General features: G+C 59.4%; 15 protein-coding genes. 6 read left to right on the top strand and 9 right to left on the bottom strand.

What is annotated here, in order from left to right; translation table 11 throughout:
• Window positions 1-16 precede the first annotated feature (16 nt).
• From trpD to AB4Z23_RS11850, 4 genes are all read right to left on the bottom strand, one after another.
• Window positions 17-1,051 carry an anthranilate phosphoribosyltransferase gene (gene trpD, locus AB4Z23_RS11835; protein WP_441360148.1) on the bottom strand — a complete coding sequence of 345 codons (1,035 nt, stop codon included), beginning with the start codon at window positions 1,049-1,051 and terminating at the stop codon, window positions 17-19.
• A 16-nt stretch (window positions 1,052-1,067) separates the two neighbouring features.
• On the bottom strand, window positions 1,068-2,960 hold the full coding sequence (locus AB4Z23_RS11840) for a peptidyl-prolyl cis-trans isomerase (RefSeq protein ID WP_441360149.1): 1,893 nt from the start codon (window positions 2,958-2,960) through the stop codon (window positions 1,068-1,070).
• A gap of 270 nt (window positions 2,961-3,230) precedes the next feature.
• Window positions 3,231-3,365, bottom strand: coding sequence for a hypothetical protein (locus AB4Z23_RS11845; protein WP_003515556.1), 135 nt, complete (start codon window positions 3,363-3,365; stop codon window positions 3,231-3,233).
• A gap of 41 nt (window positions 3,366-3,406) precedes the next feature.
• The gene (locus AB4Z23_RS11850) at window positions 3,407-3,586 is read right to left on the bottom strand and encodes a hypothetical protein (RefSeq protein WP_003515553.1); all 180 of its coding nucleotides are present in this window, start codon (window positions 3,584-3,586) and stop codon (window positions 3,407-3,409) included.
• 418 nt (window positions 3,587-4,004) lie between these two features.
• Between AB4Z23_RS11850 and coaD the strand changes: the two genes are divergently transcribed.
• The 6 genes from coaD to AB4Z23_RS11880 all read left to right on the top strand — a co-directional run bounded on the left by coaD (window position 4,005) and on the right by AB4Z23_RS11880 (window position 9,245).
• A complete protein-coding gene (gene coaD / locus AB4Z23_RS11855; RefSeq protein WP_003515552.1) occupies window positions 4,005-4,499 on the top strand; it encodes a pantetheine-phosphate adenylyltransferase in 495 nt (164 codons plus the stop codon).
• Between the two features lie 29 nt (window positions 4,500-4,528).
• Complete coding sequence (locus AB4Z23_RS11860; RefSeq protein ID WP_441360150.1) at window positions 4,529-5,098, top strand: peptidylprolyl isomerase; 570 nt, start codon at window positions 4,529-4,531, stop codon at window positions 5,096-5,098.
• A 36-nt stretch (window positions 5,099-5,134) separates the two neighbouring features.
• Window positions 5,135-5,644: a peptidylprolyl isomerase gene (locus tag AB4Z23_RS11865; protein ID WP_003515547.1), complete on the top strand. Its 510-nt coding sequence runs from the start codon at window positions 5,135-5,137 to the stop codon at window positions 5,642-5,644.
• Between the two features lie 194 nt (window positions 5,645-5,838).
• Complete coding sequence (gene queA / locus AB4Z23_RS11870) at window positions 5,839-6,921, top strand: tRNA preQ1(34) S-adenosylmethionine ribosyltransferase-isomerase QueA (RefSeq protein ID WP_441360151.1); 1,083 nt, start codon at window positions 5,839-5,841, stop codon at window positions 6,919-6,921.
• A complete protein-coding gene (tgt, locus tag AB4Z23_RS11875; protein WP_141193760.1) occupies window positions 6,921-8,051 on the top strand; it encodes a tRNA guanosine(34) transglycosylase Tgt in 1,131 nt (376 codons plus the stop codon). The genes queA and tgt overlap by 1 nt, the downstream gene beginning before the upstream one ends.
• A 36-nt stretch (window positions 8,052-8,087) precedes the next feature.
• The gene (locus AB4Z23_RS11880; protein ID WP_441360152.1) at window positions 8,088-9,245 is read left to right on the top strand and encodes an aminodeoxychorismate synthase component I; all 1,158 of its coding nucleotides are present in this window, start codon (window positions 8,088-8,090) and stop codon (window positions 9,243-9,245) included.
• Window positions 9,246-9,358: 113 nt separating this feature from the next.
• Here the strand turns inward: AB4Z23_RS11880 and AB4Z23_RS11885 are convergent, their stop codons facing one another.
• From AB4Z23_RS11885 to AB4Z23_RS11905, 5 genes are all read right to left on the bottom strand, one after another.
• Window positions 9,359-10,636 carry a type III PLP-dependent enzyme gene (locus AB4Z23_RS11885; protein WP_441360153.1) on the bottom strand — a complete coding sequence of 426 codons (1,278 nt, stop codon included), beginning with the start codon at window positions 10,634-10,636 and terminating at the stop codon, window positions 9,359-9,361.
• Window positions 10,620-12,152, bottom strand: coding sequence for an AMP-binding protein (locus tag AB4Z23_RS11890; RefSeq protein ID WP_441360154.1), 1,533 nt, complete (start codon window positions 12,150-12,152; stop codon window positions 10,620-10,622). The genes AB4Z23_RS11885 and AB4Z23_RS11890 overlap by 17 nt, the downstream gene beginning before the upstream one ends.
• Window positions 12,149-12,412, bottom strand: coding sequence for an acyl carrier protein (locus AB4Z23_RS11895; RefSeq protein WP_003515534.1), 264 nt, complete (start codon window positions 12,410-12,412; stop codon window positions 12,149-12,151). Before AB4Z23_RS11895 ends, AB4Z23_RS11890 begins: the two co-directional genes overlap by 4 nt.
• Before the next feature lie 88 nt (window positions 12,413-12,500).
• The gene (locus AB4Z23_RS11900; protein ID WP_441360155.1) at window positions 12,501-13,259 is read right to left on the bottom strand and encodes a hypothetical protein; all 759 of its coding nucleotides are present in this window, start codon (window positions 13,257-13,259) and stop codon (window positions 12,501-12,503) included.
• A gap of 277 nt (window positions 13,260-13,536) precedes the next feature.
• Window positions 13,537-14,664: an S-(hydroxymethyl)glutathione dehydrogenase/class III alcohol dehydrogenase gene (locus AB4Z23_RS11905; RefSeq protein ID WP_013636254.1), complete on the bottom strand. Its 1,128-nt coding sequence runs from the start codon at window positions 14,662-14,664 to the stop codon at window positions 13,537-13,539.
• Window positions 14,665-15,138 lie beyond the last annotated feature (474 nt).

Raw genomic sequence — 15,138 nt, forward strand, 5'->3', positions numbered from 1 at the left:
TTCGCTCTCATTCCTTTTAGTGGTCGGCCTGCCCGGAGACTGTTTCATTGGAGACGGCGACCAGGCGGTCGAGCGCTGCTGCCGCCGCGCCGCTGTCGAGCGCTTGGCTCACGGTCGTCATCGCCTCGCCAAGCGTTTCGGCCTTGCCGGCAATGACGAGGGCTGCCGCGGCGTTGCATAGCGATACGTCGCGATAGGCGTTGCGCTTGCCGGACAGAACCTCGCGAAGTGCCGCTGCATTGGCAATGCCGTCGCCACCCTTGAGGTCTGCCATGGAAGCGGGTTCAACACCGAAATCCTTCGGCGTCAGGTCGAAGGTGCGGATCTTGCCGTTTTCAAGCGCSGCCACATGGGTGACGCCTGTCGTCGTGACTTCATCCATGCCGTCGCCATGTACGACCCAGATGCTTTCCGAGCCGAGATCGCGCAGCACTTCGGCAAGCGGCACCAGCCAGMGCGGCGAAAAGACGCCGAGCAATTGGCGCTTCGCGCCCGCCGGGTTGGAAAGCGGGCCGAGCAGGTTGAAGATGGTGCGCGTGCCAAGTTCGACGCGGCTCGGGCCGACATGGCGCATGGCGGAATGGTGCAGCTGCGCGAACATGAAGCCGAGTCCTGCCTCACTGATGCAGCGGGCGATAAGGTCAGGGCCGATATCCAGCTTCACGCCGAGCGCGGACAGCGCATCCGCCGTGCCGGATTTGGAGCTTAGCGCCCGGTTGCCGTGCTTGGCAACGGGAAGGCCGGTGCCGGCAACGATGATCGAGGCGAGCGTCGAGATATTGTAGGTGCCGATGCCGTCACCGCCGGTTCCGACGATGTCGATCGCGTTTTCGGGGGCCGAAACCGGCAGCATGCGCGCGCGCATGGAGGAGACGGCGCCGACAATCTCGTCCACCGTCTCGCCGCGTACGCGCAGTGCCATGAGGAAACCGCCGATCTGCGACGGGGTAGCTTCGCCCGACATCAGAATGTCGAAAGCGGCCCGCGATTCCTCACGGTTCAGGCTTTCCCCGTTTGCGACCTTTGCGATCAGCGGTTTCAGTTCGGCCATCGTTTCCGCCCCCCGGTTAGAAGCCGACCATCGCCTGATCGGCGAGGGCCTGATTGATGGTCACACCGTAGTCGTTCTGCAGGCGGTTGACCATCTGGTCGAGCATGTCATCGCCTGCCGCGCGGGCGATGGCGGCGAACTGCTGATCGTCATTGGCAAGCGCATCGGCAGGCGCGTTTGTGTCGACTGCCGTGACCTTGAAGAGGATGCGGCTGGAACCATCGGCGTCTGCCGCTGTGCCCGTCATGCCTTCAGCGCCGGAGAATACCGCCGTAATCGTCTGGCGACCGAAAATCGCGTCCTCGCTGGTGCGGCGCAGGCCGGATTTCTGCTCGACGGCAAGGCCGAGTTCGCCAGCCACCGCTGCCAGTGTCTCGCCCTTTTCAACGCGTGCCTTCAGCTCGTCGGCCTTGSTGGCAAGCGCYGTGCGCTGCTGCTCTGCCGTCCAGTCGGCCACGACATCGTCGCGCACTTCGGCAAGCGTGCGGTCGCGGGCGGGGATGATCTGATCGACGTCGAACCAGATGTAGCCTTCGCGGCCAAGATTGATCGGCAGGGCTTCGGTGCCGGGTTCGGTCTTGAAGACTTCCTGGGCAAGCTGCGGCGAGGGCAGGTCCTGAATGGCGTCGCCCTTTTCATCAAGACCGGCGGCATCGATGGCGTCGATGGTGACGGGCTTGAGGTTCAGCTGCTTTGCCGCATCGGCAAGCGAGGAGCCGCCGGCACGCAGGTCTTCGTAACGGTCATGCACATTGGTGACTTCTTCGGCTGCAGCAGCGGTGGCGAGGTCCTTGCGGATGTCCTCTTTTGCTTCTTCCAGCGTGCGGGTGGTTTCCGGCTTGATGCCGGTGATGCGCAGGATGACCGGGCCGAAGGACCCTGCCACGACCGGAGACACGCCGCCATCCTTCTGGACGGCGAAAGCAGCATCGGCAATCGACTGGTCGGGGATCGTGTCCTTGGTGAATTCGCCAAGCGTCACGTCGGAGGCGGTCTTGCCCTGATCCTTAACYACCYGATCATAGGTGGTGTTGCCGAGGCGGATCTGCTCCGCGGCGGCTTCTGCCATTTCCTTTTCCGGGAAAGTCAGCTGCTCGACGGTGCGGCGACCGGCGGTGCGGAAGCTGTCCTTGTGGCTGTTGTAATAGTCGGCGATCTGCGCATCCGTCACCGAAGCCTGATCGGCAATGTCCGATGGTTCCAGCTTCACATAGGTGAACTTGCGGAACTCGGGCGCGCGATATTTCGCCTTGTTGGTTTCAAACCAGGGTGCAAGCACGTCGTCGCCCGGCGCCTTGACCGGCGCAATGACGGCGTTGGACAGGATGACGTAATCGACCGAGCGCTGTTCGTTGCGGTATTGCTTGAGTGCGTCCACCAGTACCTGCGGTGCCTTGAAACCATCGGAAACGGCTTCAACGATCTGGCTTCTGACCGCGACCTTGCTGCGTTCCTTGATATAGTCGTCTTCGCGCAGGCCGGAGTTGCGCAGCCGTTCGGTGAACAGGGTGCGATCGAACTGGCCATTAACCGATTTGAATGCCGGGTCTTCTGCGATGAGATTGGCGAGGCGGTCTTCCGAAAGGCCGAGATTCATCTTCGACGCCAGTTCGTCCAGCGAGGCACCCGCCGCAAGCTGGCTGAACACCTGACGGTCGATGCCGAAGGCCTTGGCCTGTTCGGTGGTCAGTCTCGCACCGAACTGGCGGCTGAGATCGGAAACCTGACGCTGATAGGCGAGGCGGAATTCCTGCGGGCTGACCGTCTGGTCGCCGACGGTCATGACCGCATGCGAATTGGAGGTGACGAGTGATGCGGAGACGCCCCAGACGCCAAACGAAACAACAAGCAGGAGAAGCAGCAGCTTGGCTGCCATGGTTCGAGAAGCATTTCTCAGGGAATCGAGCATCGTTATGCAAACCTCACAGGAACGTCATTGCGGTCGCCAGCCGTCCGGCCCGCAACGTATCGGCGTTCCTTAAATCAATCCAATGGGAAATTGAAGGGAATTTGCCTTGGAAAAACGGGGTTTTGAAAACGCTTATGTGATTGGGGCTAGGTTTTTACGCCTTCATCTTCGCCATACTGGCCCTTAAGGCGGCAAAATAAAACCGCCCGGAGCGTCCAGGCGGTTGCGGAGAATCATATTCTGAAAGACGGCTAAGTCTGATGGTTGCGGTCAGAACGCGCGGTTGCGTCTTACCGAGGCCTTGAATTCCTCGTCTTCACGTCGCATCTCGGCGACTGCGGAGATCATCGACGTCACGAACATGATGCTGATCAGGGCAAGAAGCAGAGTCAGGAATGTGAACATGATATCATCTCCGTTGGTAGCGAGGAAATCCTAGTTCCTCATCAGTAATAGGTCATGGACTGGTAGCGGGCGGTCATCTGTGGATAGTCCGGTCCCTGGGCAGCAGGCTTCTGATCATAAAGGCTAAACGTTGTTGCTACCATTGCGATGACCAGTACTGTCCAGGCGGTGCTGATGACGCTGATTTTCGCCGAAGTAGACTGTTTTTCTCTTACAAACATCTGTCTGTTCCTTTGGTTTGATATTAACGCGCCACGTCCAATCATGTTCCGCGTCAACCTTAAAAATCGATTAGCATCGCGCCTGTGAAACTTCCTTGAATGGCTTGTTCATCTGGCGTTCAGGAAACCGGCGACTGGCCTCATTCGAGGAAAAGATACTCGGCTGCGAATGATGCGATGATCGAAAAGACGATCATAAAGGCCAGCATTTTCATTTCTCCGGGGGCTTAACGAGGTGAGGGGCATTTCGGTTTCCCGATGCCGTGTATTTATATAAATGAGCCCTGAAACCGCACTGAACGGCGCATTCATCCGTTGTTCAGACCGCACCGGGAGGGCGTCCGGGTTGTAAAAGTCTTGCGCCGCGCCCATCTCCRTGACAAAAGGCGGCACATAACGCCCACCACTTGAGAGCGATATGACGATTGCCTTTTATCCAGGATCCTTCGATCCGATGACCAACGGACATCTGGATGTGCTTATCCAGGCGCTGAACGTGGCGTCCAAAGTCATCGTTGCCGTCGGCATCCATCCCGGAAAAGCACCGCTGTTCAGCTTCGAGGAGCGGGCGACGCTGATAAGCCGGGCGCTTTCYGAAAGCCTGCCCGGTGAGGCGGCGCGCGTTGAGGTCGTTTCCTTCGACAATCTGGTCGTCGATGCAGCCCGCCAGCATGGCGCGCGCCTTCTTCTGCGCGGCCTGCGTGACGGCACCGATCTCGATTATGAAATGCAGATGGCCGGCATGAACCGCCAGATGGCACCTGATATACAGACCGTGTTCCTGCCGGCGGGTACGTCGTCGCGACCMATTACAGCCACATTGGTCCGGCAGATCGCCGCCATGGGCGGCAATGTGGATGCCTTCGTTCCCAAAGCCGTGCTTGAAGCCCTCAACGCCAAGCTGAAGCGCTGACTTCAGCCTCACATTCCGGAGCCAATCCAATGAAACTCGTTCGATTTGCCTTTGCCGGCGCCCTGTTTGCGGGCGCGCTTGCCGCCAGCACCTTCGCTTCGGCTGCCGAATTCCTGACCGTCCAGCTGAAGGACGGCCCCGTCGTCATCGAACTGATGCCGGAAGTCGCGCCCAAGCACGTGGTGCAGATTGAAGCGCTGGCGAAAAAGGGCGCCTATGACAACGTGGCATTCCACCGCGTCATTGACGGTTTCATGGCGCAGACCGGCGACGTGCAGTACGGCAACATGGAGAAGGGCTTCAACGCCCAGCGTGCCGGCACCGGCGGCTCTGACATGGCCGACATTCCGGCTGAGTTCTCCAAGACACCGTTCACGCGCGGCGTTGTCGGCATGGCCCGTTCCAGCGATCCGAATTCCGCCAATTCGCAGTTCTTCATCATGTTTGCCGACGGTCCGTTCCTGAACGGCCAGTACACCGTGGTCGGCAAGGTCGTGTCCGGCATGGAAGCCGTGGACAAGATCAAGCGCGGCGCCGGCGGCAACGGCGAAGTTTCCAACCCCGACCGGATGATCAAGGTCACCGTCGGCAAGAAGTAAGGTAGGGCAATAGAGCCCGAACAGAGGAGAATAATCATGGCCGAGATCAAGGATCCGGAAAACACCATCATCATGGAAACGACGACCGGCAAGGTCGTGATCCAGCTGCTTCCGGAAGTTGCTCCGGGCCACGTTGCCCGTATCAAGGAACTGGTATCGGAAGGCGCTTACGACGGCGTCGTGTTCCACCGCGTCATCGAAGACTTCATGGCCCAGACGGGCGATGTGAAGTTCGGCAAGAAGGGTTCGGAGAGCTTCAACCCGGCCCGCGCCGGCATGGGCGGCTCCGAGAAGCCTGACCTCAAGGCTGAATTCTCGGCTATTTCCCACGTACGCGGCACCTGCTCGATGGCCCGTTCGCAGAGCCCGAACTCCGCCAACTCGCAGTTCTTCATCTGCTTCACCGATTCGCCTTGGCTGAACAAGCAGTACACCGTATGGGGCCAGGTCATCGAAGGCATGGAAGCCATCGACAAGGTCAAGCGCGGCGAGCCTGTGAAGGACCCCGATTCGATCGTTTCGATGAAGCTTGCTTCGGCGGCCTGATAATAGCGTATRAAGTGTTTACCCGCTCCGCAGGAAACTGCGGGGCGTTTCACATTGATGATGGCGTCAACCTCTCAGACCTCATACTCGCGACAAGCCGAGGATGACTTCGAGTGTAGTCGGAAGCCTTGTCATCACCCACCACCCGCCCCGTGCCATGCAGGGCGGGTTTTGATATTTCGAGAGCCCTTGCAATGCGCGTAGACCTGTTCGATTTCGATCTCCCCGAGGACAATATCGCCCTTCGCCCGGCGAGCCCGCGCGATAGTGCGCGTCTTCTCGTGGTCGATCCGAATGCGAACCACATGGAAGACCGCATCGTATCCGACCTGACTTCCTTCCTGAAGCCCGGCGACGCGTTGGTATTCAACGACACCCGCGTCATTCCAGCCCAGCTTGAAGGCGTGCGGCTGCGCGAAGGTGCGCCTGAAACGGCAGTTTCAGCCACGCTGCACATGCGCGCCGACCAGTCGCGCTGGAAGGCTTTCGCGCGGCCGGGCAAGCGCATCAAGCAGGGGGACCGCATCCGTTTCGGTTACGAGCGCGACAATGCCTGCGGCCTTGCCCATCTGGAGGCCACCGTCGAGGAAAAGGGTGAGGAGGGCGAGATCACGCTGCTGTTCGACGTTTCCGGCCCTGTTCTGGACGAGGCGATCGCCTCCGTCGGCCATATTCCTTTGCCGCCCTATATTGCCGCGAAGCGCCCGGAAGATGCGCAGGACCAGACCGATTACCAGACAATTTATGCCCGCGAGAAGGGCGCCGTTGCCGCACCAACTGCCGGCCTGCATTTCACGCCCGATCTGTTTGCGGCGCTGGACGAAGCCGGCATCGAGCGACATTTCGTGACACTTCACGTTGGGGCAGGCACCTTCCTTCCAGTTAAGGCCGACGATACCGACGATCACAAGATGCATTTCGAGATCGGCCATGTTTCGCAGGAGACTGCGTCAAAGCTCAATGCCGTCAAGGCGCGCGGCGGGCGGATCGTTTCTGTCGGCACCACCTCGCTGCGGCTTATCGAAAGCGCCACTGATGAGAATGGCGTYATTCAGCCATGGTCGGGCGCGACGGGCATCTTCATCACGCCCGGATACMGTTTCCGCGCSGTCGATATTCTGATGACCAATTTCCACCTGCCGAAATCGACGCTGTTCATGCTCGTTTCGGCTTTTTGCGGTCTCGAGACGATGCGTGCCGCTTATGCGCATGCCATCGAAACCGGATACCGTTTTTATTCCTATGGCGATTCAAGCCTGTTGTTCCGGAAGAACTGATGCACGACAAATTCACCTTTACMCTGAAAGCCACGAGCGGCGGCGCCCGCCTTGGCGAAGTCGCCATGCCGCGCGGCGTCATCCGCACACCTGCCTTCATGCCTGTTGGCACTGTCGGTACTGTCAAGGCCATGTATCTCGACCAGGTGCGCGAGCTCGGGGCCGATATCATTCTCGGCAATACCTATCACCTGATGCTGCGGCCCGGCCCGGAGCGCGTGGCAAGGCTTGGCGGGTTGCATGAGCTTATCCGCTGGCCGCATCCGATCCTCACCGACAGCGGTGGCTTCCAGGTCATGTCGCTTTCAGGACTGCGCAAGCTGGACGAGAAGGGTGTGACCTTCAAGAGCCATGTGGACGGTTCGTTGCACCATATGTCGCCGGAACGCTCGATCGAAATTCAGGGCATGCTTGATTCGGACATACAGATGCAGCTCGATGAATGCATCGCGCTGCCGGCCGAGCGCAAGGAAATCGAGCGCGCCATGGAAATGTCGCTGCGCTGGGCGGAGCGTTGCCGCGTCGCCTTCGGTGAACAGCCCGGCAAGGCCATGTTCGGCATTGTGCAGGGCGGCGACCAGCCGGATCTGCGCATTCGCTCCGCCGAAGGGCTGAGGCAGCTTGATCTCAAGGGTTACGCTGTCGGCGGCCTTGCCGTCGGCGAGCCGCAGGATGTGATGCTGGGCATGCTCGACATCACGCTGCCGGTGCTGCCCACCGAAAAGCCGCGTTACCTGATGGGCGTCGGTACGCCTGACGATATTCTGAAATCGGTGGCGCGCGGCATCGACATGTTCGACTGCGTGATGCCGACCCGTTCCGGTCGTCACGGGCTTGCCTTCACCCGTCGCGGCAGGGTCAATATCCGCAATGCCCGCCATGCGGAGGATATGCGGCCGCTCGATGAGCAGTCAAACTGCCCGGCCTCGCGTGATTACTCCCGCGCCTATCTGCATCATCTCACGCGCTCCAACGAGGCGCTGGGCGGCATGCTGCTCTCCTGGCACAATCTTGCCTATTATCAGGAGCTGATGCAGGGTATCCGCAAGTCGATCGAGGAAGGCCGTTTCGCTGATTTTTATGCGGAAACCATAGAGATGTGGGCGCGGGGCGACATAGACCCGATCTGATTTTTCCCGACCCTTACTCCTGTTCGGACGCTTTCCTTGGCACATGCGCCTTACGTTCTTTTCCGGGATGACACGACCGGCACGGTGACAGCCTTCACCGAGCCGGAGGAGATCATCGTCGCGGATGAGCCAGAGGCGTTTTTCGCGGCGCTGAAACGCATGGAGCAGCTGCGCCGCGCCGGGAAATACCTTGCCGGCTATATGTCCTACGAGGCGGGTTTCCTGTTCGAGCCGAAACTTGCGGACTTTGCTGCCGAGCCTCGCAACGTGCCGTTCCTTCGCTTCGGCGTCTTTTCCGGCCCACAGCCGGATGAGGGGCGATTTGCGCGGCCCGAAAGTCTGCCGGATGCCGATGCGTTTCTGTCCGATCCCGCGCCCGCATGGGGCCTTGAAGACTATTGCCAGCGCTTCGAGCGGCTGCACGGGCATCTGCGTCGCGGCGACTGTTATCAGGGCAATCTGACGATGCCCGTTCATGCTCGCTGGAGCGGCGATCCGCTCACGGCCTTCTGGTCGCTGGTCGCGCGCCAGCCGGTTAAATATGGCGCGCTGGTCGATCTCGGTGGACCGGTGATCCTGTCGCGCTCACCGGAACTGTTTTTCTCGGTGGACGGGCAAGGTTTCATTGAAACCCATCCGATGAAGGGAACGACGCCGCGCGGTGCGAATGYGCAAGAGGACCGGGCGATCATCGCGGCRATGCTTGAGGATGAAAAGACGCTTGCCGAAAACCGCATGATCGTCGATCTCCTGCGCAACGATATTTCCCGMATCACCGARGTCGGSAGCCTCCATGTGCCGCGACTGTTCGATATCGAGACCTATCCCACCGTGCACCAGATGGTCAGCCATGTGCGCGCGAAGCTTTTGCCTGAYGTGACGGTGGAGGATATTTTCGCGGCGCTTTTTCCCTGCGGTTCGGTGACCGGCGCGCCGAAAATGTGGGCKATGAAGATYCTGCGCGAACTGGAACAGACGCCGCGCGACGCCTATTGCGGCGCGATCGGCTTCATGTCTCCAGCTGGTGARATGCGCTTTTCGGTGGCGATCCGCACGCTGACCYTGTTCGATGGCGGCCGCGCGATCTTCAATGTCGGCGGCGGCATCGTTTTCGATTCSGATGCCGAGGCGGAATATGATGAGTGTCTGCTGAAATCCAAGTTTGCGGTTGGGAACAGGCTGTTACGGGGGTGATCTCCTTTCCTGTGACAAGCACAGGAATGAGGGAGGTTGGAGGAAGCTCCAATGTCAGCAGCCGGATATGCGTCCGTAAGAAAACCGGCTACGSGTTTCRCKACCACACATCCTCAGCGCSCTATCACCTCAAACGCMCCATTCTCCACCAGCACTTCYTTCGCMGCCGGATGGCTGAGAAAACCCGAAGGGCTGGCGGTGGMGCCATAGGCGCCCGATTGCAGGATTGCCAGGAGATCACCAGCCTTCAGCTTCGGCAGGGCCGCATTGCGGGCCAGSGTGTCGAGCGGTGTGCAGAGCGGGCCGACGATGGTTGCCGTTTCCTCATWGTCTGCCTGCATCATGGCCGGTGCGACGATGGGGTAGTTRCGCTTGACGATCTGGCCGAGATTGCCGGAGGCTGCCAGATGGTGATGCATGCCACCATCCGTCACCACGAAGGTGGTGCCGCGCGAGGTCTTTACCGAATTGACTTCCGCCACATAGATGCCGCCGGGACCGGCGAGGAAGCGGCCGGGTTCGACGATGATATGAGCATTCGCAATCAGCGGATGCGCATGCATCAAGGCCTTGAGRTCGGGAATGGCGGCACTGACCGCTGCAAGATCGAGCGGCGTCTCCCCGGCGAAATAGGGGATGCCGAGRCCGCCGCCGAGATCGATGGTTTCAAGKGGCCTGCCGAGCATTTCGGCCATGCGTGCGGCAAGCAAAATGGAGTGTCTCCATTGGGAGACAAGCATGTCGGCATCGAGGATTTGCGTGCCACCGTAAATATGGACACCGACGAGATTGATATGCCTGATGTCCCTGAACAGCGGCAGGACGTTTTCGAGTTCTTCCTCGTCGAAACCGAAGGCGGTGGCCTTGCCACCCATGCGCATGGCGCCTGCCTGCGCATCCGGCACCGGATTGATGCGGATCGAAGCCTTGACCCGCCTGCCGATGGCTTCGATACGGGCGATTTCCTCGGCGCTCTCGATATGGATTTCGCCGATACCGCTCTCGATCACCTCAAGCAATTCGGCCTGGCGCTTGCCGGGGCCGGCGAAGATGATCTTTTCCGGCGGTATGCCCGCCTTGATGGCGGCGCGATATTCACCGACGGAGGCGATTTCCGCGCCAGCGCCTTCTTCGCGGAAAAGCGAGATGATGGCGGGCAGGGGATTGGCTTTCACCGAATAAAAGATATCAGCAAAACTACTGAGCGCGGTTGCGAGATCGCGATAGGCGCGGCGCATGGCGCTGGCRTCATAGAGGAAGCACGGCGTTCCGGTCTCAGCGACGATATCGCGCACGGCAMGGCCRCCGATGACRAGATCGTTTTCGTCGACTGCGAATTGCGCGGCGGCAAGGGCAGGGCCGTGGCTTTGGGGTTTATCCGTGGGCGCCATTGTCCGTCCGTTCGCGCACTAGCGCGCGGTAATCCACCTTGCCATTGGCCGTCACCGGAAGCCGGTCGACCAGTTCGATGGCGCGCGGAATCATGAAGGGGGCAAGCATTTCGGCGGCTTTTTTGAGAGCTGCCGAAACATCGATATTTTCGTTGGCGGCGGTTGCCACGGCATGCACCTTCTCGCCTGCAAAGGRGTCCGGCAGGCCGATGACGGCGACCTGCTGGAAAAGGCCAGTCGACATCAGGCTTTCCTCCACCTCGGTCGGGCTGATGCGATAGCCTGACGATTTGATCATCGCATCGTTGCGGGCAACGAAACTGAAAAAGCCGTCCTCGTCTTCCACCGCCAGATCGCCGGAATAACACACGGTCTCGCCACCGCGTGCAGCCGGAATGAAAGGGTGAGGGCGCAGCACCTTGGCGGTATCTTCCGACCGGTTCCAGTAACCCAGCGACACGGTCGGGCCGCGATGGACGAGAATGCCGGGCTCACCCGGTTTTGCCCTCTGTCCCTCGGCGGTGACGATGAAGATTTCACATTCCGGGATAGCCTTGCCGATGGAAGTCGGGCGGCGGTCGATTTCATCAGGCGGCAGGAATGTGGATCGGAAGGCTTCGGTCAGGCCATACATCAGATAGATTTTGGTGTCCGGCAGCTTTTCGCGCAACGCCCTCACGGTTTCCTGCGGCACGCGTCCGCCGGAGTTGGTGATGTAACGCAACTGCGGCAGCGGCGTTTTCGCCAGCAACGGCGCGGCCCTCGTCAGGATAGCCCAAACGGTTGGTACGCCGGCAAGCCCGGTAATGGCATGATCGCGCAAGTCCCTGACAATATCATCGCCGAGCCTGAAGGTGGAGATAACAGTGGTCGCACCCTGTTCCACCGCCGTCAGCAACTGGTTCAGGCCATAATCGAAACTGAAGGGCAAAATGGAGAGAAGGCGGTCTTTTCCGGTGATCTCCAGATAGGTGCGCACGATGCGCGCTCCGGCCAGGAGATTACGGTGCGACAGCATCACGCCCTTGGGCGAGCCGGTGGAGCCGGATGTGTAGAGGATCGCTGCAAGGTCCTCGCCAATTGACGGCGAGACTTTGGCAGGCACGGGCGGGCGGCGGTCGATTTGTTCCGCCAGCAGTACAGTGACCTCGGGCAGGTCTTCCACAGCCGCGTTCAGCTCATCCATCATCGTAGCACTGCTGATGACGATTTTTGCGCCGCAATCCGTGACGATGTGGCGGATTTGCTGCGCCTTCAAAAGCGCATTGACCGGCACGAAGACGCAGGAAGCCATGCTCACGCCGAAGATCGACCAGCATTCCTCGATGCCGCGCGGCAGGAAGATGACGACACGGTCGCCGCGCTCCGTTCCGGCCTCCTGCAATGCCGCCGCACAACGTGCGGCCGCTTCGGAAAATTCGCGATAGCTCAGTGATTTTTCTTTGTAGACAAGCGCCTCATCGCCGCTTTCCGCCCGCGCGGTGAGCAGGTGGTGCAGCAGGATGTGGGTTGTCATCTGCGCCGTTCCTGCGTGACGAAGGCAATCAGATCGGCCGGCGTGCTGAGATTTTCCGGGGTGAAATGTTCATCATTGAGAACGATGCCGAAACCTTCGCCGAGAAAGATCATCAGTTCGAGAAAACCGAGCGAATCGATCACGCCGCCTTCGAGCAATTGCGTATCTGCGGAAAACGGTGCATGAGCCGGGAAACGCTGCGAGAGGTAGGAATAGATGGTCTCGGAGACATCGACTTCCCTGGGTTTCGCTGAAAGCATGCTTATTCTCCGCTCGTTCGCGCAGTCGGGACTAGTCTCGGCCGAAGCGCATTTTCTTCTTTTCAGGCAAGGTTTAAGCGCGCGTCTTTTAAGAGCGTCCCAATACCCAGGGTGGCAATAACACYAATTCTGAATATGTTTCGTTAATAAACCGTGGGTTCCATGCTCCCTTTACTTGTATTGGCGAGGATTTGAGTATGGCAAATCCGCCGGCGTCTCGCTTCTCATCGGAAGCCGCCATGGTCAATGCAAGCCGGCCTTTGCCAAGAAGATGGCGGGCAATTGCCGAAATGTGCCTCTGGGCGACTTGCCTGTCCTCGCAATAGATGAGGCGGGCGGAGGGCAGCCTTTTGGTTAYGGTTTTTAAAAACACCAGCGGATAATGGCTTCCGTCCGCCTCCATGACCGCCACGATGCAGCCGAAACGCGCATGATCTTCCAGCATGTCGCGCGTGGCGGCGGACAGCGTGCCCTGCGGCACTTCGGCAAGCGGGCGCAGCCGTGCCCTGGCCGGGCCGAATGCCTTTAAAGGCAGGGGATAGAAAAGCGTGCAATTCGTCACCGTTGTGAACCCCAGTCTCTCGTTCAGCTTGCAGGCTTCTGGAGACGGGGTGAGATCGGTGAAGATGTCTTCTTCGGAGGAYGTCGCCATTTGCAGCATACGCGGTGCAAACCAGCGGCTGGAAGGTTCGACATACCAGCTGGACAGGTTGACGACTGTCCTGCCGGTCTCGGCCAGGCGGCTTCGTATCGTCAGAAGAACGCCAACGGCATCGTCGCCCTTCATCAGCAATTGCCCGATGGGGCCGAGATCCTGCCGCTGATGATGGTCGCTTATAAGGGACACGCCGAGCGCCCAGAAAGCCTCGCTCTTTTCCGGAAAACCTTTCGCCAGAAGTGCAACGGCAGCGACGCGGTTTCCGTTGTCGATCGGTACGGTTTTCAGAGGTCGCTCCCGCTATCTGGCGTCGTTTCGGGCAGGGAGGGATTTTTCAACTCCACCGCGCAATATCGGCATACGACGATAGATTTACCGTCCCGTTAATCGGCACGGCTGTAAGCGGAAAGGTCGGTCAATTCATATGGCAGACGCGCGGTGCGCGCCTGCTATTTTTGTCAGCCGATCAATAGACCACGACGCCGCGGATGCTCTCGCCCTTGTGCATCAGGTCAAAGCCCTTGTTGATGTCTTCGAGCGGCATCGTGTGGGTGATCATCGGATCGATCTGGATCTTGCCTTCCATGTACCAGTCGACGATYTTCGGYACRTCGGTGCGGCCACGCGCGCCGCCGAAGGCCGTGCCCATCCAGTTGCGGCCGGTGACCAGCTGGAACGGACGCGTGGAGATTTCCTGGCCCGCACCGGCAACGCCGATGATGACAGACTTGCCCCAGCCGCGATGCGAAGATTCCAGCGCCTGGCGCATGACCTTGGTATTGCCCGTGCAGTCGAACGTATAATCCGCGCCGCCGATCAGGTCGCCATTGCGCTTCGTCATGTTGACGAGATAGGGCACGATGTCGTCGCCCACTTCCTTCGGGTTGACGAAGTGGGTCATGCCGAACTTCTCGCCCCAGGCCTTGCGGTCATTGTTGATATCGACACCGATGATCATGTCCGCGCCGGCAAGACGCAGGCCTTGCAGAACGTTGAGACCAATGCCGCCGAGACCGAAGACGATTGCTGTCGAGCCGATCTCCACCTTGGCGGTGTTGATGACGGCGCCGATACCTGTCGTCACGCCACAGCCGATATAGCAGACCTTGTCGAAGGGAGCGTCGGGATTGATCTTGGCAAGAGCGATCTCAGGCAGGACGGTGAAGTTCGAGAAAGTCGAGCAGCCCATATAGTGGTGGATCTTGTCCTTGCCGATCGAGAAGCGCGAGGTGCCATCAGGCATCACACCCTGGCCCTGGGTGGCGCGGATGGAGGTGCAGAGATTGGTCTTGCGCGATGTGCAGGAATAGCACTCGCGGCATTCCGGCGTGTAAAGCGGGATGACATGATCGCCCTTCTTGACCGAGGTGACGCCGGGACCGACATCAACGACGATGCCTGCACCCTCATGGCCGAGGATGGCCGGAAACAGACCTTCGGGATCGGCACCGGAGAGGGTAAAATCATCGGTGTGGCAGATACCTGTCGCCTTGACCTCGACCAGCACTTCGCCAGCGCGGGGACCTTCGAGTTGAACGGTCATGACCTCAAGCGGTTTTCCTGCCTGAATGGCAACTGCGGCGCGAACGTCCATATTCTATCTCCTGGCATGGTCTCGTGATTGGAAAGGGCTGTTTTGCCCGAGCTTGGCGGCAGGGGCAAGGTACAAATCCGTCTTGCCGTATTCAAAAGACGGCAATGCCCCTCACACCTGTGAGGAATTTGCGCRYCGTCGCGGGCCTGCCATCAGGGCAATGTTTCGCGTTGTCTTTATATGGTTTACTTCAGCTATTCTAAATTATGAATACGTKATTTAAGTGYATGTTTTTAMATATATTTTTCGGAATAAAGGTGAYYATTAATTTACAAATTTGGTGTTTATACCACACTATAGAATTTCGAATGGAGCATAACCCGCAGTCGGCGCTGTATTTCGGCGGCTGTTATTAGTTTTTGCATCTCTTGCTTGCAAGTGGCTCGGCTCATTTGCCGCGTGCCGCCATGATCGCGGTGCATCAGCCTTTGCTGAGTTTGTTTGCTGCCGCCCCAATATTCCCTCCGGCTGTGG

The organism is Agrobacterium sp. MCAB5 (assembly GCF_052114365.1).
GTDB lineage: Bacteria > Pseudomonadota > Alphaproteobacteria > Rhizobiales > Rhizobiaceae > Agrobacterium > Agrobacterium tumefaciens.